The sequence below is a fragment of the Marinomonas shanghaiensis genome (assembly GCF_003259175.1).
Classification (GTDB): Bacteria; Pseudomonadota; Gammaproteobacteria; order Pseudomonadales; family Marinomonadaceae; genus Marinomonas; species Marinomonas shanghaiensis.
This window is the reverse complement of record NZ_QGOK01000014.1, coordinates 62,970-81,079: the sequence shown is the minus strand read 5'-3', so window position 1 is coordinate 81,079 and position 18,110 is coordinate 62,970. Positions and strand designations below refer to the sequence as shown.

Below are 18,110 nucleotides of genomic sequence, written 5' to 3'. Positions count from 1 at the left end.
ATGTTTGAGTCTTTACTCAGATTCAAACACGCTAATAGCTAGCCCTTTTAACTAAAACGACCAACTAATAACTTGCTGCTTATTCTGGGAATTTGCAGCCTTTTTCTTTAAGAGCCACATCAACCCAACTACGATCATTCGTACCCGCTTTGATTGCAGCCATTTGCTTCACTTCTTTGTCTTGTTTTCCCATTGTGCTGGCTAGAATGGCTTCTGCATGCTCTAGTGGCACGGCTAAAACACCATCACAATCACCAATCACGATGTCGCCTGGGTTAATTACCATGCCATCAATACTGATCGGCACATTGATTTCACCCGGGCCATCTTTGTATGGGCCACGGTGGGTTACACCTGCTGCGAATGTCGGCAGGTTGCTTGCTACAAAGGCATCCAAATCACGGATAGCGCCGTTAAGTACAAAGCCAGCAACACCACGATTAATAGCGTGAGCCAACATAAGTTCGCCCATCAAGGCGTTGCTTAAATCACCACCCGCATCAACCACAATCACGTCGCCTGGCTCAGCCATATCAATGGCTTTATGCAGCATCAAGTTATCACCTGGGCGAGATTTCACTGTAATAGCAGAACCAATCATGGCGCCAGACGCGTGCATTGGGCGCAGTGTCGGGCCCGCAGCAAAAACACGGTTCATTGAGTCAGAAACGTTTGCCACAGGAAGACCTGTAAAGGCTTTAATCATTTCTTCTGACGCTTTACGCTCACGCTTCAATATTTGAAAACCAATAGACATTTTTATTCTCCTTGCTGCACAAACTGTGCTGGGTCTGCTAACAATTTGCGGTTAATAATGCGATGTGCAGGTAGACGCTCACCTTCAACAATCGCCATGACACCCGCAACGGCATCTTCACTGACACGAGTACTGCCTTCTGTTGTCACACCACCAATATGTGGGGTCACAACAATGGCCTCTTCTTTTAGAAATGGGTGATCAGCTGTTGGTGGCTCTACCGCAAAGGTGTCAAGTCCTGCACCAGCAAGATGACCGGATTGAATTGCGGCAACTAAGGCCGCTTCATCAATCAAACCACCACGAGCGGTATTCACGATGTAACTGCCCTTTGGCATACGGGCAATATTTTCGGCATTAATAATCTCACGAGTTTGCTCGGTTAGAGGGCAATGTAGACTTAGGACGTGGCTCTTCGCCAACAAAGCTTCGATGGTGTCACAACGAGTAACTTCATACTCTGCAAACACGGAATCACTCGCGTATGGGTCATAGCCAAATAAGTTCAAACCAAAGCCTTTCGCCATTTTGGCTGTCGCTTGAGCAATTGCTCCCATGCCGAACAAACCCATGTTTTTATTTGCCAGTTCAACACCAGAAAACCCTGGTTTTTCCCAGCGTCCAGCACGAAGACTACTATCAAGAGACAACACGCGTTTAACAGAAGAAAACATTAAGGCGATGGTATGTTCAGCTACCGATACGGCATTTGCCCCCGTTGCCACCACTACAGGAATGTTGCGTTGCGCAGCGGCATCGATATCAATGTTGTCAACACCAACACCATGTTTGGCAATGACTTTTAAGTGAGGAAGACCCGCATCGAGGGTATCAGCATCTAGTCGTCCCATCCTGGAGATAATACCGACCGCTTGCGTTTCGCGGAGTAGACCAGCAATCACTTCGCTGTTCGCATAAGGAGGAGTATGAATAGGGGTATAACCCTTTTCCTCTAAAAATTTTATCGCACTAGGCGCCAAATTAGGGCCCGTAACAAGGATATTTTTCGTTGTCATATTGTTTTTATCATCGTATAGAAAAGCTGTTAGAGAAAACGTTAGAACGTTATGTAAAAACGCTTTAAAACTTATACAAATAGACTACAAAAAAGATTTGCTTTAATATATCGAATAATTCTTTACCTTTAATAAAGGTTTTATTTACATATGAACACAAGACATCTGAAAACTTTGCTCGCTATCCACAAGTACGGCACTTTTTCTCAGGCTGCAGAGAAAGTAAATTTGACGGCCGCCGCGGTTGGCCAGCAAGTTGTTTCTTTAGAACAAGAACTTAGAACAGAGTTATTTGATCGAAGCACTCGGCCACCCACTTTCACACCACAAGGCTTGCAAGTGGTTGAAATGGCAAACAAAATCATGCGATTGGAAGAAGATACCAAGCTCTCTTTACGAGGAGATTTAATCTCTGGAACCTTGATGATTGGTTCTGTGCGCTCAAGCGCGGTCAATGTTGTACCGGGTGCCATGGTCAAGATGCGCTCAAAATACCCGGATTTAAAAACAAACCTGCGCATCGGCCTGTCTTCACAACTAGTTTCAGATGTGGCATCAGGACATTTGGACGCCGCCATCATCGCTGAGCACATTAGTATTCCTCAGCATTTAAATTGGCAGCCATTTTTAGATGAACCGCTTTGGGTGGTTTTACCAGAAGATATGGCAGTACTCCCGCTGAAAGAAATGCTCAATGAGTATCCTTTCATTCGCTTTAAAAGTGCAGTCCCCTTGGCAAATGTGATTGATACCGAGCTTTCAGCTTTGGGCGTGATTACCAATGATGTCGCAGAGATGGACACCATTAATGCGCTCATAACCTGTGTTCGCAGCGGCTTAGGCATAACCATTGTTCCGCATATGTTTCTTCAGGAGCCAGAAATGGCCAGCCTAAAAAAAATCGAATTTGGCTCACCTCAAATTTCACGAAAAATAGGCATAGTAGAACGCCTCAACAACCCTAGAAAAGTCATTATCGAAGAGTTACATAACCATCTGGCAGAACAATGCGGTCCTCAGGGGATTCCAAGAGTCAATGGGACGGCTTAAAGAAGATCTGATGTACCAAACGAGGGCATTGGGGCAAAACCCTCGTCTAGCTTTAACGGTAAATTATTTCCAAGGCGTTTCTTGCCAAATCTTTTTGGCGATTTCATTTTGCTCTTTCGCTAAAGATTCATAAGCAACACCACTATTGTATTGAACAGGCGTGCCGCGTTTTTTCATATCCTCAAGAAAAGCTGGATCCTCTGCAAGTTTATCAAGCGCTACTTTTAACTTTTTAAGGGTAGCTTCAGGCAGACCAGCAGGAGCAACCAAGCCACGATAAGCCCCCATAACGACGTCATAGCCTAGTTCCTTAGCGGTTGGAATATTTAGCGCTTGGGGTAAACGCTCATCGGATAGGACGGCTAAGACACGTAGCTCGTTATCAAAACCAACCGTTTGACTAAATGCCATGGTTCCCATATTCACATGCCCACCCATAATCGAAGTACGAGCCATGGCTGCGCCTTTAAACGGAACATGAATTAGCTTGATGTTGGCCGCTTCAGCAAATTGAATCGCCGAAAAGTGATCATTGCCACCGAGTGCTGCCAATCCTACCGTCATTGCTCCCTGCTTTTGCTGTGCGACCTGAATTAACTGCTCAACAGACGTGATACCTGATTCTTTACTGACCACCAAAGTATTAGGATCGGAGACAAAATTCGCTAACCAAGTGAAGCTGTCTGCGCTGTAGTCGGCCTTACGGTCATAGGTTAAAGCCAATGCCGCAGGCAGATTCATTGTCCCCAAGGTATAACCATCGGCATCTGCTGTCGCCACTTTTGTGAAGCCAATTTGACCACCTGCACCAGGGTAATTCTTCACCACCAATCCCGCGTCTTTGCCAAGATAATTCTCCAAATGCGTAGCAATGGTTCGTGCCATAACATCCGTTCCGCCACCGGCAGAGTAGCCCACCACCACTTCTACCGATTTTTCAGGGTACTCGCTCGCAAAACTCAAAGACGCAGACAGCGTAGTCGCCAATACCATCGCAGAGATCATCGAAGTTGGTTTCAGTTTTTTCATGTTTCACCTTTTAGATTTATTTTATGTGATTAACAAGGCAGCAAATGACATCACTTACTCCCCTTCTTACTGCATTACCTTGAAAACAAAACACGCATAAGAATTACTTGTCCCTATCGATTTGGTACAGACGACTTGCGGTGGCATGAAACACTTGATCGCGCGCTTGAACATTCCAAAGTTCAGCTACTCGACAAAACGCATTCCACAATACGCCATAGGAATAACTGCCTTTATCAACAGGGAAATTACTCTCGAACATACAGCGATCATGACCAAACAGCTCAATACAAGCATTGATATAAGGAGCGATACACTTAGCCAACTCAACAGAAGAAGGTGGACGCGATTTTGAGTGGAATTCAAACCCCATTATCGGCATACCGAACCCACCCAATTTGATGAACACATTAGGGCATGCTGCAAGTTCGGCCAGAGCTGCTCGCCAATCAGCAAAATGCTGCTCGCGATCAAATTTATACAACCCAAGACCTAATGGACCACCGGCATGGTTGATGACAATCCGTAGGTTGGGCTGGGCTTGTGCTAGCCTAGCCACTTCCGTCAATTGGGTTTGATACACCCACAAATCCAATAACAGGTCTCGCTGTACTAACTGCTCAGCCCCAGCGATGAACGCCTTTGTGAGCATAAGCCCTTCTGGCACTGGCACAGGGTTGGAACGAATAACAGGGTCAGGGTGTGCAGCAACAGGCGTTCGCACGCCTTTAAACAAGCGCCCTCCGGCTTCTTGCATGGCATCCAGTACAGACGCCACCTCTCGCCCTAATAACAAATCCGCACCACCGACAATGGCCGCAGCCACTTTTGTTTTGCCGTAATAACCACTGCGAGCTTGCGCTGCTATGCCACGGACAAACTCCACTTCTCCAACCGGCTTCATCCTCTCCGGCCCATCTTGGCGATACATGGAGCGGCATTGCACAAAAACAGAAGCCACCACATTGCGGCCACTAAAACCGATGTCATCCGCATATTCTTCCAATAAATACCGAAAACCAGAGCGATCCCATAGATGGTGATGCGCATCGACAATCGGTAATTCAGGAAGTAATGGAGCCTCTTCCACTTGTGACAGCCATTCCTTATTAGGATTAGGGTTTGGCGAGCTAACCAACATTCGTTGCTGCCAAGCTTCCAACATTTTGTCTTGATGAGTTGAATTAGAAGAATGAGACATTCGATTCCTTAAAACGCAACCACGCTTTCAGCTAACTAAAATCGATAAAGCGTGGCTGGATTACGACTGAAACAGGCAACAAATTGTTCAGTCGTCAGCACCTCTTTATAAAAATTCAGCATGTCAGTGGTTTTTGGCAAGGGTTCCGCCGTCATTACATGAGGCCAGTCACTACCCCAAAGACAACGCTCGGTATACTGTCCCGCTAAAATCTGAACGATGGAGGTTAAATCTTGGTAACGACCAACTTGCTGACTCACTCGAGTCGGCGCCAGCTTGATCCATACACGCCCCGTATCGAGCAAACGACATAGCTGAGTGCATTGTTCAAGGCTTAGAGGATCACAATGTCCAAAATGATCAAGCACGACCAATTGGCCAGCAGGAAGCGTGTTCAAAAGCGATCTTAGGCGTTCATAGCGAGCCGGTTCAGTATTAATCTCCACATGCCAATCTACTTCAGCCCCTTTTGCAGCAAGCTCTGGCAAGCGATCTAGATCATTAATACCCAGCCGTGTCCTATCTTGAATCCTCAGAGCCCGCACTCCAGCATGGGCAAGTGTTTCAAGATCACGGCTTTGCTCATCAATCATAGCGACACCACGTAACGACAATTGATCGTGATGTAACAGCGTCTCTAGCAACCTAGAATTGTCTGTTCCATCAATAGACGCTTGTATAACCACAGCTCGACCAATATCTTTTGTGGTTGACTCTACAATGAAATCAGACAGATCTTTCGCAGGTGCAACATACTTGGAAGATTGGATCACCTCATCATGACTAAAAACATGCATGTGGCTATCACATAGGATGAAATCAGAATCAGACATCAGACGATCCTTGATGACGCTTATTTTTAAATACTGAAATCGCTACACTGATTACTATACAGATTGCGGTTAAAGCAATTATTGATAAAGCAATGTGTGAATTCCAAAAAATATCCAAGTTACCATTACTGGTTAACAAAGCTTGGCGAACACTTTGCTCAAGTGGCGTACCAAGAATTAAACCAATAAGAAGCGGAGGCAATGGAAAACCACTACGACGTAAAAGAAATCCAACAAAACCCGCCCCTAGCATGACCCAAACATCCACTAAGCTATTGTTTACAGAGAAGGCCCCCAGTAACGCCAGTATGGTAATGGTTGGAAACAAATGACGTGGCTGAATGCGTATGACATGCACTGCAATTTTAAACAGCAACAACCCAAAAATAATCGTTGGGATTGAGGACAAGATCAGGGCTTCGAAGATGGCATACACTTCAATCCCATAATCACGGAATAAAAATGGTCCCGGTGCTAATCCTTGCAACATAAAAGCACCAAGAATCACAGCGGTTACTGCATCACCAGGAATACCCAAAGCCAATGTTGGTATCAGCGCACCACCCGTCACCGCATTATTAGCCGCTTCTGGAGCTGCAACACCTTCGTCCGCCCCTTCACCAAATTTATTCGGTTGCTTTGAACGAGCTCGCGCTAAGCTATAGCTCATAAACGCAGGAACGGTCGAGCCAATACCAGGCAAAATCCCCACAAAAGTGCCAATTAAAGATGACCAAAGCAGCGTCGCCCGCATGCGCCACATATCAATAAAACGCACCTTGCTTGGCAAGATTTCCGGTATGTCCATGTCCCCTTGATTTGCACTGCGACGTTCAAATAACTTCAGAAACACCTCAGACATAGCAAACAGCCCAACCAATACAGGGATGAGCTGCAAGCCGTTCTCCATCGCAAAACTATCAAAGGTAAAACGTGGTGTGCCTTCTATTGGGTCTAACCCTACGATGCCAGCAAACACGCCTAGTAACACCATCAAAGCGGCATCTAAACGAACCCCACCACCGAACAAGACAATGACAAGAAGAGCAAAAAACATCAACGCGGCCATTTCAGCTGGGCCAAAATTCAACGCCATAGAGGCAAGTGGCTCAGCCAGTACAATCAAAACAAAACAACTAAATATATTGCCCGCTACACTGGCATAAAGCGCAATACGTAAAGCACGTCCGCCCTCTCCTCTTTTGGCCATAGCGTGACCATCAATGGCTGTCGCAGCAGAAGAAGGTGTACCAGGTACATTTAATAAGATCGCAGAAATTGAACCACCGAAAATCGCACCTTGATATACACCAAGTAACAAGGTAATCGCAGGTATGGGAGGCATAGTAAAAGTAACTGGAATCAAAAGGGCTATGGCCATAGTCGGCCCAAGCCCTGGAATCGCACCAATAATAATACCTGTCACGATCCCGACTATTGCGGCAACCAATACCCAGATATCCATTAATGCATTAAAAGCATCAAGTAACATGTTAAGAAAACTCCACTTACAGGATTATGGCAAAGGAATGGTCAGCCCATATTGGGCCCCAAAGGTTACAAGTGCAGCAATAAGAAGAGGGAGACCAACATAAAGCTTAATATCTCGCTCACCAAGGATAAACGCTGTCACACTAGCAACCACAAACGAGCTAAGTAAAAAACCAACACTCGGCATAAACCATAATGCTATGCTGATCATCCCAACCACGAGAAACACCCGTGCCCATCCGGCAAGAGAGCCAATTGGTTCATCCATTTTTCGAGTTCGAGCTATGCAACACAGCAGAGCGATAACTATGATGAGGACAAGCACAATGCGCGGAAAAAACCGCGCATCGAACAAGGAGTCGCCAAAGCTAAATACTTGCACTTGCGTATCTAACAAGCAAAGCCCTAGCCCAGCAAAAACAGCTAATATCAAGAAAATAAGTGACTGAAGACCACTTTTTGCCAATAGCTTTGAAATGGACAAATTCATTACTCTTGACTCAACTCTTTAGCAACTTGACGAAAAGTCTCAAGGTTCATCTTAATAGTTTCCCCAAGTTTCTTACCCGTCATGACCCTAACTGGCTGATTTAACTTGGTCATAAATTCTTTAAATTCGTCAGAATTAGCTACTTTTGTAAAAGTCGCTTCAAGCTTGGCAACAATGTCAGGATCTGTTCCAGCAGGCGCCATCACACCAACCACAGACGGAAACTCAACATCGTATCCAGCCTCTTTCAGAGTTGGAACGGATGTAAAGTCTGGATCACGACTATCATCTAGCACGCCTAACAATCTAAGTTTTGAGTCTAAAACCAGATCACGATAAGCAGGCACAAGTGCCACATCAACATGACCACCTAACAATGCAGCTGTTGCCGATCCCGCACCACTAAAAGGTACATGTTTAAGTTTGGCTTTATTTTCACGGGCAATTAATTCAAAGGATAAATGCGGTCCGCCCATGGCGCCTGCCGTACCATAGCTAATAGATGTACCAGACTTAGCGGAGGCTATTAATTCATCAAAAGACTCATACGGGCTATCTGCTTGCACTAACACACCATGATATGGGCCTGAATAATTTAGGATTGGTGTAAAGTCTTTAACAGAATCATAGCCAACTGGACGAACAGCAGGTGTGACAAATAAAGGAGAAGAGGTCGTTGCGATCAGTGTATAACCATCTTTTTTGGCTTTAGCTACAGCACGCATAGCGTTGGTGCCACTGCCACCTGGGCGGTTCTCGACAACAATAGGTTGCCCTAGCTCAGCCTCAGCTAAACTGGAAAGCTTACGAGCAGAAATATCCGTAGTTCCACCTGCGCCGTAAGGAACAACCATCGTGATAGGATGTGTTGGATAATCAACAGCATTAGCGCCTAAGGAGACAAACATAGACGAAAAGACTGCTCCTGTGAGGACAGTTTTAAGCAATGACATAATGGTGTGGCCTTTTTGAAAATTATTTTTATAAGTTTAACAGTAAAGAGGTATATCTCTTTAAGCTGTCTTTAAGGATTAATATTAGATATCATCGATAAATACTAATCGTTAATTTTTTAAAAATGATAAATATATTTGATCAATTAGATTTACGAGACCTTTATTACTTTCAGTGTATTGCCACATTAAGTCATGTTGGCAAGGCCGCTACTCAGCTCCATAAAACACAACCCGCCTTAACGGAAAGCGTTCGTCGCTTAGAAAGAAGCCTAAATACGCAGCTATTTATTAAGAATGGCCGAAACATAAAACTCAGCCCTTCTGGGGAACTTTTGCTCCTGAGGTCCCATAAAATACTCAACAACGCCAACGATATCGTTAAGGAAATAAAGGAGTTCGATCGTAATGAGCATGGGCAAATTAGGCTTGGCGTTGTTCCTACGGCAGCTCACCACCTTATATTACCGATCACCAAAATACTGACAAAAAATTTTCCTGACGTGCAATTAAAAGCCGTGATAGGACAGACAGACGTTTTGTACGAACAACTGGAGAGGCGTGAAATTGATTTAGTCATTGGACTAAACGCTGATCTACACGAAAACTTTGAATGGATTCCTTTCTACCAAGATACCATGGTCGTCGTAGCGAATAGCTCCCACAGAGTTTTTCAGGAAGAGATTAGTTTAAATAAACTTAGTCAGCATAAATGGGTATTAGCACCGCCATCTGTTATGAGTAGACAATGGTTAGACCGAGCCTTTGAACTCAATGGCTTACCCAAACCCGAGGTACAGATTGAAACTAATTTACTCTTGATGATTCCATCCGTCATCATGCAAACAGATCTACTCAGCTTTATATCAAGGCGTAATTTAAACTTTCCAAGCGCGTCAGGACAGTATCTAAAAGAAGTTCCGATCACTGAACTGAATATGCAGAGACAATATAATGTCATTAGCCGCAAAGACAGTTACTTATCACTACCGGTAAAGAACTTAAAAAATCTGTTAGTAGAACAAGGGGCCTCTATTTTCGAAAGCCAAGGTCAGTCAGAAGCCCTTTTATAATTGCCATGATATCAGCACCAAACCTTAATCGGACTTTTACTATCTAAGCAATGCAATCCGGCCGACTTTTACCTGTTGGCGTCGAATACTCATGTTTGGCGCAAGCTGGTATAAGTCGCCATTTCGGCCAACCAGTTGATTGGGCACATGACTGAGTTTGGCGACGTCAGCGTTGGCATCCAGATGTTTTGGCTCGCCATGAACGGGAATGGCCAATTGTGGTTGCACCCAGGTATAAAGCTGTTTGAGCTCTTCGCGACAAGGATGTCCGCTCACATGAATAGTTAAGTCGGTTTCATGGGCTTGCAAGGTGCGGATTTTCCGACCTTTAAATTGCTCGGCCAGTCGATCAATCGCTTGCTCGTTGCCCGGAATACGCATGGCACTGAAAATCACCAAATCATCGGCTTCAAGACTCAAATCAAAACAATTATCCGCCGCCAGTCGATTGAGGGTTGCTCTTGGTTCGCCTTGGCTTCCAGTTGCCACGGCCAACACTTCTTCCCTTGGTAAATACCCTAGGTGCGCCGCGTCGATAATCGGCACATCCTCCGGCCAATGTCCCGTCACCCGTGCCGCACTGACCATGTTGGTAAGCGATCGTCCAATCAAAGCAAGATATCGACCCGTCTCTTTGGCGATTTGTCCTAATGCCACTAAACGCGCAACATTGCTGCTGAAACATCCCACCACAACGCGGTTTTTTTCTGCCGCTATGGTAGCTAATAACCCCTGATAGCAGTCGGTTTCGGAGGGTGAAAAACCGTCTTTGAGTGCATTGGTGGAGTCACACACCATGGCAAGAATGTTTTCTTTGGCCAAGGCTTTAAACGCGGCTGGAGAAAAAGCCTCGCCTAAAATCGGTTTTTTGTCGATTTTCCAATCCCCCGTATGAAAAATCTTACCGACAGGCGTGTCGATCGTCATCGCATAGGGCTCTGGTACGGAATGGGTTAATTCCAACCATTTGACATTGAAGACGCCAATTTTTTTGGTTTCGTTTGCTTTCACTTCAATAATCGGCACTTGGTCGGTTAAGCCGACTTGAACCAACTTTCGACGCAACACTTCTGCTGTGAAGGCGGTCGTGTAAACAGGGCATTTAAAACGTCGCCACAAAAAAGGCAAAGCACCCACATGATCTTCATGGGCGTGGGTAATAACAATGCCAGCCAAACGTTCTTTTTGTTCGGTGATGAAACGCGGATCAGCGCAAACAATTTCGGCAGTGCGCAGATCATCCGGCGTGAGCGGCTCGTTAAAGGACACACCGCAATCAACCATTAGCCATTGACCATCGTGGCCATAAAGGTTCATGTTCATGCCGATCTCGCCCGTGCCACCTAATGGCAGAAACCATAAATCCTCTTGTGAGGGAATCAAAGATGAAATAACGCACTCCTTGTGAATAAATAAAAGCTAAATTTTGTCCATGATACGCATTTTCCGATAGAATCTCGCCTAACGACAGAATGACCATCATGCATTGGTTGACTCGTTTCGCCCGTTAATTTTCAGACTGGACTATGACATTGAACACAACTTCAAAGTTTCAAACTCTTTTAGGCAAGGTCCTAACGTATTTTATCTTACTGTCTTGTTTCGCCATACTAGGACTGTATGCGGTTCAACGCTACGGTGCACAATACGCCGAACAAAAAATCCAAGAACAGTTAGAGCGCACGGGGCTGAGCCAATTTGTGCATTATCAGCAAGTCTATTTTAATCCTTTTACTCTGACACCGTCACTTGAAGGGGTAAAAATTGGCGATGAGAACTCGCCAATACTCATATTCGCGCGCATTTCCTTCAATAGCTATCTTATTAAACACCCCAATCTAGACATTGATTTCTGGATACAGGAAAGCCCCATTGATAGCTTATCAAGGGAAACGAGAGCATTAATGCGTTCAGCAGGGATGGACACACTATTGGGTAAAGGCTCTTTTTCTTCCACCATTCAAGATGAAGGCATCGTTTCTGAGCTCAAACTAGACATAAAAGATGCCGGTAAGCTGACACTAATGTCTAACATTCGTCTGTTAGATCATGAATTTACACCATCAGACCTTCGTTCTGACATACTCGCGTCCTTCGCGCTAGGTCAACCAGAAGCGCTACCGATTATTTATGGTGACGCCATTGAATTGCGATCTTTAGAGATACAATACGAAGAGTCCGGTTTAATCCATCGCTTGTTTCCGCCCTCAGGTTCTTACCAAAGCAATCCGGTAGAATTAGAGGGTGCCTTGATGTTCGCCAGTCAAGCATTGGGATTAGCGCCCGCTAACTCACCAGAAGCCAAGCAGATTGCAACGTCGGTACAAACTTTTTTAGAGACCCCTAAGCAGCTGACTTTGTCTTTGTTGCCTTCCTCACCCATTAGTGTCAAAGAGCTGACGTTGTTGGCAAGCGAAGGCTCGCTCTATAAAAACAACCGAATCACGATACAAAGTCGTTAATCAGACAGAGCCATTGATGATTCACTTCGCCTAAAAGGGGTTGAACATGTCACGGTACGACTGATTCGACGTGGCTCTGGCAATCCCTTTTACCATTCTAAAAATCGACCATACCCAGACAGCGAACAAGATGAAGTAGCCAATAAAAAATAAGGCGAGTACTACCCCAATGATCCCCCAGAAAATCCCCCACCAAAAAGTACTGATAATATTGGCGTAATGGTCTTCAAACTTTGTGCTGCGAGCGTCGCTTATTTTTACCATGGCCCAGATCGCGCCAATCAGCCAAAACACTCCTGTAAAGATACCTAACAGCATAAAAATATACGCGATCACAACATTGCTTTTGGCATTCTCTTCCCTCGGTGTAAGAGACCTAAACTGATGATCGGGTTCGAATCCTGACATAATGAGTCACTCCGTTATTCAATAAAAATGTGTCTGATGAGCATAATGGGGATATTTTAAAATTTATCGCCCTTGTCCTGTCTAGTTTTATGATTTCTTTTCAATACAAATACTTGTAACGTGTTATTTTCTTCTCTTTTTCACTCATACAACCTAGGAATACCATGACCAATGTGACCATTTTAGTCGATGTGCAAAATGTCTATTACACCACGAAACAAGCCTTTGGGCGCTCTTTCGACTACAACCGCTTTTGGCAACAAGCCACCGAAGGTCGCCATGTGGTCAAAGCCATTGCCTACGCCATAGACAGAGGCGATGAAAAACAACGTCAGTTTCAAAACATTCTCAGAGCCATCGGTTTCGAAGTAAAGCTAAAGCCCTTTATTCAACGCTCTGATGGCTCTGCCAAAGGTGATTGGGATGTGGGTATCGCCATCGATGGCATAGAACACGGTAAAGATAGCGATGTCTTGGTGCTGTTGTCGGGCGATGGCGATTTTGACATTCTTGCGTCCACTCTCAGGGAAAAATATCATACCAAAGTTGAGGTGTACGGTGTGGAATCGTTAACAGCGCAATCTTTGATTCATGCAGCCGATGACTTCACTGCGATTGATAACAAATTGTTACTAAAATAAATCTAACTCGTCTATATTTTTGAGAGAGAATATGTCGCTCAAAATCCTTTACTGATTATTTTATATGCAGAAAATGGCAATATGACGACTCAAACAAACTTTTTACTGTTGGAAACCAGAGACACTCTGCATAAATGGTTAAGTCTAACCAGTAGCGGGCTCATGTTTTTCTTTTGTTTTCTGAACATTGCCCTGTTAGACCAAATCACTATCGGTATGGTGGACGGTATGTTCGGAGCCTTGGGTCTTTATTTTTTTGCCGCTGCCCAGCAAAAAAAGATCGAAAAATGGCACCGCTTTGCTCTGATCTTTTCCCTGACCGTGACCACATTCTCCGCCTTTTACTTAGCGGATTTAAGAGCCGGCTCCATCTATTGGCTGCTACTCTTACCGCCCTTGTACTGCTTGTTGGCTGGAGCCAAACAGGGATTAGTCTTCACCATAGTCTTGTCGTTTCCCGTACTGACGATGCTGTTTCTGAAATCTGCAACCGAAAACTATCTTCCATACCGATCGGTTCTTAATTTCGTACTCGCCTATTTTTTCTCTTATGCCATTTGCTATTTGTATGAAACTCAATACGCAAAAAGTAGCCTATTGCTCTACAAAATGGCCTTCCAAGACCCTCTAACGGGGGCGCAAAATCGTCATGCATTAAAGGTTTTTTTTGACGGGTTCAACAAGCAATCAGACAACTCGTTTCAAACCGCACCAGAAGAAACACGCTTATTAATCCTTGATATCGATCATTTTAAAAGCGTAAACGATGAATTTGGGCATGATGTTGGCGACCAAGTATTGGTTGAAATTGCCGAGTTACTGCAATATTGCATTCCAAGCCACAATGTTTATCGTATTGGAGGGGAAGAGTTTCTTATTGTGCTTAACGATCATTCCGCCACACAGGCGTTCGACTTTGCCGAGTCCATCCGTAAAAGTGTGGAAAATACCGTCTTTAGAACGCACCAACAAAATATCAAAATTACGGTGAGTATTGGTATCGCTCAGCTTAAAAAGGGACAAACATTCCGAGAATTTTTACGTGCCGCCGATAAAAACCTTTACTCTGCCAAAAATAAAGGGCGTAATTTAGTTCATTATGGATCGATGAGTATTACTGAAGCCGTTTAGTGCTTTATCTATTCTATTTTTTTGAACGAGTCTATCCATGAGTGCTAGGCAGTACCCACACACCTCTGTCCCTCCAGAGGTATTACATAAATGGCTCAGTGCCCTTCTCTGCGCACTGCACAGTGTTTATTTTTTGCTCAATATGCTGTTAATGCAAAAGCTAGACCTTGGGGTTATTCAGCTTTTTGCTGCGCTATTTGGTGGTTATTGTTTTCACGCATCGTTGAAACAGCAATACCGATCTTGGCATCGATATGCCTTAATGGTGATATTAACCGTTAATATTTTACTCTCAGCGTCCATTATGGACCTGATCGCTGGCTCCATTTTTTGGTGTCTGGCACTGCCTATCTGGTATTACAGTTTATTTGGTTTAAAAAAAGGATTTTACTTCAGCGCGTTTGTGATGACGCTGTCGGCAGCAATATTGTTTACACGTGCAGACACCAACCTCTACATGCCCTATCGAACGCTGTTTAACTTTAGCTTGGTCTACATTGCCATCTGGTTGGTGTGCCATCTCTACGAAGTACAACGTCAAAAAGTCAGCTCTTTTTTACACTCTTTGGCCTTGCAAGATGCTTTAACGGGTGTGTGTAATCGTCACGCACTAAAAACCGATTTTGCTCTCATTCAAGAGCAATTTAGCAAGATACATGCGCTGCTGATCGATATTGATCGCTTCAAAAACATCAATGACAAATTTGGCCATGATATTGGTGACACCGTGCTCATCAGGGTTGCCAACCTGCTTAGCCAATCCATTCAAGTCAAAGAAGTCTACCGCCTTGGCGGCGAAGAGTTTGTTGTTTTACTAAAGGACCTTGATCACCAAAAAGCAAAAGAAGAGGCAGAGAAAATACGACAAGCGATCGAAGAAGCAATCTTCCATAGTCATCAAGAAGACATCAAACTCACGGTGAGTATTGGCATCAGTTCGCTACAGCCCGAACAAGCCTTGACTGACGTTCTTCGCGCTGCCGACGAAAAACTTTATCAAGCCAAGCGCGAAGGTCGAAACAGAGTCTGTTTTTAATGAAAGGTCTCTAGAAAAAGCGCTTCTACTTTTTCCCTAGCCCAAGGTGTTTTACGCAAAAATTTCAAGCTCGACTTCACCGATGGATCACTTTTAAAACAGTTTATGTTGATGCGCATCGCTAACGCTTCCCAGCCATAATGCGCTACTAAATCCGAGACAATTTTTTCCAGTTTCACGCCATGTAGAGGGTTATTCACTTGTGTGCCGACCATATCTGTTTATTCCTATGACTCAATTAACCATTTATCCGAGAGTATACAGCAAGCCGAAAAAAGCCGCTTACAGATATTGCCGCTCATTCCGCTTGCCTGCAGGTTTTGCCTCTCATTATGACTCTGTTAATGGAACCCAAAGACCATTGTTTTGACTCGAATACACGCTGGCAGTAATGAAACGCATTCCATGTAACCCCATTGCCATAGTAGGCAAGTCAGGATGAGGCGTTGCTGTCAGCAGCTGCTGTGCAAACTCACGATATAAGTTTGCGAACGCTTCTAAATAGCCTTCTGGATGACCCGAAGGAATACGAGAAATCGATGTTGCCGCTTCGCTTAAATAACCATTGCCACGTCGAAGGCGTTGGCTTGCTTCACCTAACACAGAATAAATCAGTTCATTAGGCGATTCCTGATGCCATTCTATTCCGGCTTTATCGCCATATATTCTAAGTGACAAGGCATTCTCATTGCCGGGTGCGACTTGACTGGCCCATAAGTGCCCTTTTGCACCGTTCTCAAAGCGCAGCAGAATATTCGCTTCATCATCCAACTGGCGTTCTTCCCCCCAACTGGACAAATCCGCCAAGACCTCTTTAGCCTGTGTATGGCCCACAAAACACGCCAATTGATACGCATGACTGCCGATGTCGCCCACACAACCGGCCAGCCCAGCTTGAGCAGGGTCCGAGCGCCAGACGGCTTGTTTATTGCCGGTTTGTTCTAAGGCATGGGTTAGCCAATCTTGTGCGTATTCCACTTGGATAGAACGAATGCGTCCAAGTTTTCCGGCTTTGACCATGGCCCGGGCTTCACGCACCATGGGATAAGCAGAATAATTATGGGTTAATAAAAACTGCGCTTGGCTTGCTTCTGCCACTTGAGACAATGCTTTTGCCTCAGCAAGCGTCGCTGTGAGAGGTTTATCGCAAATGACGTGAATGCCTCGTTGTAGAAACGCCATCGCCACCGGCGCATGCAGGTGATTGGGCGTCACAATTGACACCACGTCAATGCCGTCTTCACGCTCACTTTCCTGACGCGCCATGTCTTCAAAATCCACGTAGGACCGCGCCATACCAAGTGCCTTGGCCGACCGTTCGGCTTTGTCGTGCTGACTCGATAACGCCCCCGCGACCAGTTCGTAACAATCATCTAGACGGGCCGCAAAACGATGCACTTCGCCAATAAATGCGCCTTCACCGCCACCTACCATGCCAAGACGTAGTCGACGTTTTGTTGTTTCAGTCATTGTATTACTCCAATCCCAGCATGCGTCGATTCGCTTTTGCATCCACGCCACTGTCAGCAAAATCATCAAAGGCTTTGTCCGTCACGCGGATAATAAAATCTTGGATACGTTGCGCACCTTCACGGGCACCGTCTTCAGGGTGCTTTAAACAACACTCCCATTCCAATACCGCCCAACCCGCAAAATCGTAGGCGGTAAGCTTGGAGAAAATACCGTTGAAATCCACCTGACCATCGCCAATGGAGCGAAAACGGCCGGGGCGATCCACCCAGTTTTGAAAACCGCCATAGACGCCACATTTGCCATTTAGCGTCAGCTCTGCATCTTTGACGTGGAACATCTTGATACGTGCATGGTAATGGTCGATAAAGGCCAGATAGTCCAAATGCTGTAACACAAAGTGGCTCGGATCATAAAGAATGTTCGCCCGTGGATGATGATCTACCTCCGCAAGGAAACGCTCGAAAGTCACGCCGTCGTGTAGGTCTTCACCAGGGTGAATTTCATAACACAGATCCACACCCGCTTCGTCAAACGCATCGAGAATGGGCTTCCAGCGTCGGCCAAGTTCTGCAAACGCCTCTTCCACTAGCCCCGCTGGGCGCTGCGGCCAAGGGTAAAAATATGGCCATGCTAAGGCACCAGAAAAAGTGGCATGGGCCGTCAATCCAAGACGCTTGGAGGCTTTAGCAGCCATTTTGAGTTGTTCCACTGCCCAAGCCTGTCGCGCATCCGGATTGCTCCGCACACTCGGATCGGCAAAGCCGTCAAAGGCGGCATCATAGGCGGGATGAACCGCCACCAGCTGCCCCTGTAAATGGGTAGACAATTCCGATATCACTACACCATGTTTGGCGGCCGTTGCGATCAACTGGTCACAATAGTCTTGGCTATTGGCAGCGCGTTCTAGGTCCATCAAACGTTTGTCCCAAGTAGGCACTTGCACGCCTTTATACCCCAAAGAGGCCACCCAACCACAAATCGCATCGAAGCTATTAAAAGGGGCTTCCTCCCCCACAAACTGCGCCAAAAAAATCGCTGGTCCTTGTATCGTCTTCATAATGTCCTC

At 45.4% G+C, this 18,110-nt stretch carries 19 protein-coding genes; 6 read left to right on the top strand and 13 right to left on the bottom strand.

Going from position 1 to position 18,110, the window contains the following annotated elements; genetic code table 11:
- Positions 1-79 precede the first annotated feature (79 nt).
- Positions 80-757, bottom strand: a complete 678-nt coding sequence (locus DKT73_RS12360) for an RraA family protein (protein WP_198666617.1) — start codon at positions 755-757, stop codon at positions 80-82.
- A gap of 2 nt (positions 758-759) precedes the next feature.
- The gene (locus DKT73_RS12355) at positions 760-1,773 is read right to left on the bottom strand and encodes a hydroxyacid dehydrogenase (protein ID WP_111638858.1); all 1,014 of its coding nucleotides are present in this window, start codon (positions 1,771-1,773) and stop codon (positions 760-762) included.
- A gap of 150 nt (positions 1,774-1,923) precedes the next feature.
- Here DKT73_RS12355 and DKT73_RS12350 point away from each other — a divergent pair, with 150 nt between their 5' ends.
- The gene (locus tag DKT73_RS12350) at positions 1,924-2,823 is read left to right on the top strand and encodes a LysR family transcriptional regulator (RefSeq protein ID WP_111638857.1); all 900 of its coding nucleotides are present in this window, start codon (positions 1,924-1,926) and stop codon (positions 2,821-2,823) included.
- Between the two features lie 63 nt (positions 2,824-2,886).
- Here the strand turns inward: DKT73_RS12350 and DKT73_RS12345 are convergent, their stop codons facing one another.
- The 6 genes from DKT73_RS12345 to DKT73_RS12320 all read right to left on the bottom strand — a co-directional run bounded on the left by DKT73_RS12345 (position 2,887) and on the right by DKT73_RS12320 (position 8,820).
- Positions 2,887-3,852: a Bug family tripartite tricarboxylate transporter substrate binding protein gene (locus DKT73_RS12345; RefSeq protein WP_198666616.1), complete on the bottom strand. Its 966-nt coding sequence runs from the start codon at positions 3,850-3,852 to the stop codon at positions 2,887-2,889.
- 103 nt (positions 3,853-3,955) lie between these two features.
- A complete protein-coding gene (locus DKT73_RS12340; RefSeq protein WP_111638856.1) occupies positions 3,956-5,053 on the bottom strand; it encodes an amidohydrolase family protein in 1,098 nt (365 codons plus the stop codon).
- 35 nt (positions 5,054-5,088) lie between these two features.
- The gene (locus DKT73_RS12335) at positions 5,089-5,886 is read right to left on the bottom strand and encodes an amidohydrolase family protein (protein ID WP_198666615.1); all 798 of its coding nucleotides are present in this window, start codon (positions 5,884-5,886) and stop codon (positions 5,089-5,091) included.
- The gene (locus tag DKT73_RS12330; protein ID WP_111638855.1) at positions 5,879-7,378 is read right to left on the bottom strand and encodes a tripartite tricarboxylate transporter permease; all 1,500 of its coding nucleotides are present in this window, start codon (positions 7,376-7,378) and stop codon (positions 5,879-5,881) included. Before DKT73_RS12330 ends, DKT73_RS12335 begins: the two co-directional genes overlap by 8 nt.
- A gap of 24 nt (positions 7,379-7,402) precedes the next feature.
- Positions 7,403-7,867 (bottom strand): tripartite tricarboxylate transporter TctB family protein, encoded by a 465-nt coding sequence (locus DKT73_RS12325; RefSeq protein WP_111638854.1) that lies wholly within the window; start codon positions 7,865-7,867, stop codon positions 7,403-7,405.
- A complete protein-coding gene (locus tag DKT73_RS12320; protein ID WP_198666614.1) occupies positions 7,867-8,820 on the bottom strand; it encodes a tripartite tricarboxylate transporter substrate binding protein in 954 nt (317 codons plus the stop codon). The genes DKT73_RS12325 and DKT73_RS12320 overlap by 1 nt, the downstream gene beginning before the upstream one ends.
- 125 nt (positions 8,821-8,945) lie before the next feature.
- On the opposite strand from DKT73_RS12320, the gene DKT73_RS12315 reads away from it, so the two are divergent.
- Positions 8,946-9,893, top strand: coding sequence for a LysR family transcriptional regulator (locus DKT73_RS12315; protein WP_111638852.1), 948 nt, complete (start codon positions 8,946-8,948; stop codon positions 9,891-9,893).
- Positions 9,894-9,932: 39 nt separating this feature from the next.
- Here DKT73_RS12315 and DKT73_RS12310 read toward each other — a convergent pair whose 3' ends face one another.
- Positions 9,933-11,216, bottom strand: a complete 1,284-nt coding sequence (locus DKT73_RS12310; RefSeq protein WP_232827862.1) for a ribonuclease J — start codon at positions 11,214-11,216, stop codon at positions 9,933-9,935.
- Between the two features lie 203 nt (positions 11,217-11,419).
- Here DKT73_RS12310 and DKT73_RS12305 point away from each other — a divergent pair, with 203 nt between their 5' ends.
- Positions 11,420-12,355 carry an aq_1923 C-terminal domain gene (locus tag DKT73_RS12305; protein WP_111638851.1) on the top strand — a complete coding sequence of 312 codons (936 nt, stop codon included), beginning with the start codon at positions 11,420-11,422 and terminating at the stop codon, positions 12,353-12,355.
- 30 nt (positions 12,356-12,385) lie between these two features.
- Here DKT73_RS12305 and DKT73_RS12300 read toward each other — a convergent pair whose 3' ends face one another.
- The gene (locus DKT73_RS12300; protein WP_111638850.1) at positions 12,386-12,763 is read right to left on the bottom strand and encodes a DUF4870 family protein; all 378 of its coding nucleotides are present in this window, start codon (positions 12,761-12,763) and stop codon (positions 12,386-12,388) included.
- Positions 12,764-12,927: 164 nt separating this feature from the next.
- Between DKT73_RS12300 and DKT73_RS12295 the strand changes: the two genes are divergently transcribed.
- The 3 genes from DKT73_RS12295 (at position 12,928) to DKT73_RS12285 (ending at position 15,571) form a co-directional block, all read left to right on the top strand.
- Positions 12,928-13,404, top strand: coding sequence for an NYN domain-containing protein (locus DKT73_RS12295; protein WP_111638849.1), 477 nt, complete (start codon positions 12,928-12,930; stop codon positions 13,402-13,404).
- 81 nt (positions 13,405-13,485) lie between these two features.
- A complete protein-coding gene (locus DKT73_RS12290) occupies positions 13,486-14,535 on the top strand; it encodes a GGDEF domain-containing protein (RefSeq protein ID WP_232827861.1) in 1,050 nt (349 codons plus the stop codon).
- Between the two features lie 37 nt (positions 14,536-14,572).
- Positions 14,573-15,571 carry a GGDEF domain-containing protein gene (locus DKT73_RS12285; RefSeq protein ID WP_111638848.1) on the top strand — a complete coding sequence of 333 codons (999 nt, stop codon included), beginning with the start codon at positions 14,573-14,575 and terminating at the stop codon, positions 15,569-15,571.
- On the opposite strand, the gene DKT73_RS12280 is transcribed toward DKT73_RS12285, so the two are convergent.
- From DKT73_RS12280 to DKT73_RS12270, 3 genes are all read right to left on the bottom strand, one after another.
- The gene (locus DKT73_RS12280) at positions 15,568-15,786 is read right to left on the bottom strand and encodes a VF530 family protein (protein ID WP_111638847.1); all 219 of its coding nucleotides are present in this window, start codon (positions 15,784-15,786) and stop codon (positions 15,568-15,570) included. The two genes, DKT73_RS12285 and DKT73_RS12280, sit on opposite strands and share 4 nt — an antisense overlap.
- A gap of 115 nt (positions 15,787-15,901) precedes the next feature.
- On the bottom strand, positions 15,902-17,041 hold the full coding sequence (locus DKT73_RS12275) for a Gfo/Idh/MocA family protein (RefSeq protein ID WP_111638846.1): 1,140 nt from the start codon (positions 17,039-17,041) through the stop codon (positions 15,902-15,904).
- Positions 17,042-17,045: 4 nt separating this feature from the next.
- A complete protein-coding gene (locus tag DKT73_RS12270; RefSeq protein WP_111638845.1) occupies positions 17,046-18,101 on the bottom strand; it encodes a sugar phosphate isomerase/epimerase family protein in 1,056 nt (351 codons plus the stop codon).
- Between the last annotated feature and the right edge of the window lie 9 nt (positions 18,102-18,110).

What these genes read in the sequence shown, in the direction of transcription:
- DKT73_RS12360 (WP_198666617.1), bottom strand. Translation starts at nt 757, where the DNA reads ATGTCTATTGGTTTTCAAATATTGAAGCGTGAGCGTAAAGCGTCAGAA.
- DKT73_RS12355 (WP_111638858.1), bottom strand. Translation starts at nt 1,773, where the DNA reads ATGACAACGAAAAATATCCTTGTTACGGGCCCTAATTTGGCGCCTAGT.
- DKT73_RS12350 (WP_111638857.1), top strand. Translation starts at nt 1,924, where the DNA reads ATGAACACAAGACATCTGAAAACTTTGCTCGCTATCCACAAGTACGGC.
- DKT73_RS12345 (WP_198666616.1), bottom strand. Translation starts at nt 3,852, where the DNA reads ATGAAAAAACTGAAACCAACTTCGATGATCTCTGCGATGGTATTGGCG.
- DKT73_RS12340 (WP_111638856.1), bottom strand. Translation starts at nt 5,053, where the DNA reads ATGTCTCATTCTTCTAATTCAACTCATCAAGACAAAATGTTGGAAGCT.
- DKT73_RS12335 (WP_198666615.1), bottom strand. Translation starts at nt 5,886, where the DNA reads ATGTCTGATTCTGATTTCATCCTATGTGATAGCCACATGCATGTTTTT.
- DKT73_RS12330 (WP_111638855.1), bottom strand. Translation starts at nt 7,378, where the DNA reads ATGTTACTTGATGCTTTTAATGCATTAATGGATATCTGGGTATTGGTT.
- DKT73_RS12325 (WP_111638854.1), bottom strand. Translation starts at nt 7,867, where the DNA reads ATGAATTTGTCCATTTCAAAGCTATTGGCAAAAAGTGGTCTTCAGTCA.
- DKT73_RS12320 (WP_198666614.1), bottom strand. Translation starts at nt 8,820, where the DNA reads ATGTCATTGCTTAAAACTGTCCTCACAGGAGCAGTCTTTTCGTCTATG.
- DKT73_RS12315 (WP_111638852.1), top strand. Translation starts at nt 8,946, where the DNA reads ATGATAAATATATTTGATCAATTAGATTTACGAGACCTTTATTACTTT.
- DKT73_RS12310 (WP_232827862.1), bottom strand. Translation starts at nt 11,216, where the DNA reads ATGAACATGAACCTTTATGGCCACGATGGTCAATGGCTAATGGTTGAT.
- DKT73_RS12305 (WP_111638851.1), top strand. Translation starts at nt 11,420, where the DNA reads ATGACATTGAACACAACTTCAAAGTTTCAAACTCTTTTAGGCAAGGTC.
- DKT73_RS12300 (WP_111638850.1), bottom strand. Translation starts at nt 12,763, where the DNA reads ATGTCAGGATTCGAACCCGATCATCAGTTTAGGTCTCTTACACCGAGG.
- DKT73_RS12295 (WP_111638849.1), top strand. Translation starts at nt 12,928, where the DNA reads ATGACCAATGTGACCATTTTAGTCGATGTGCAAAATGTCTATTACACC.
- DKT73_RS12290 (WP_232827861.1), top strand. Translation starts at nt 13,486, where the DNA reads ATGACGACTCAAACAAACTTTTTACTGTTGGAAACCAGAGACACTCTG.
- DKT73_RS12285 (WP_111638848.1), top strand. Translation starts at nt 14,573, where the DNA reads ATGAGTGCTAGGCAGTACCCACACACCTCTGTCCCTCCAGAGGTATTA.
- DKT73_RS12280 (WP_111638847.1), bottom strand. Translation starts at nt 15,786, where the DNA reads ATGGTCGGCACACAAGTGAATAACCCTCTACATGGCGTGAAACTGGAA.
- DKT73_RS12275 (WP_111638846.1), bottom strand. Translation starts at nt 17,041, where the DNA reads ATGACTGAAACAACAAAACGTCGACTACGTCTTGGCATGGTAGGTGGC.
- DKT73_RS12270 (WP_111638845.1), bottom strand. Translation starts at nt 18,101, where the DNA reads ATGAAGACGATACAAGGACCAGCGATTTTTTTGGCGCAGTTTGTGGGG.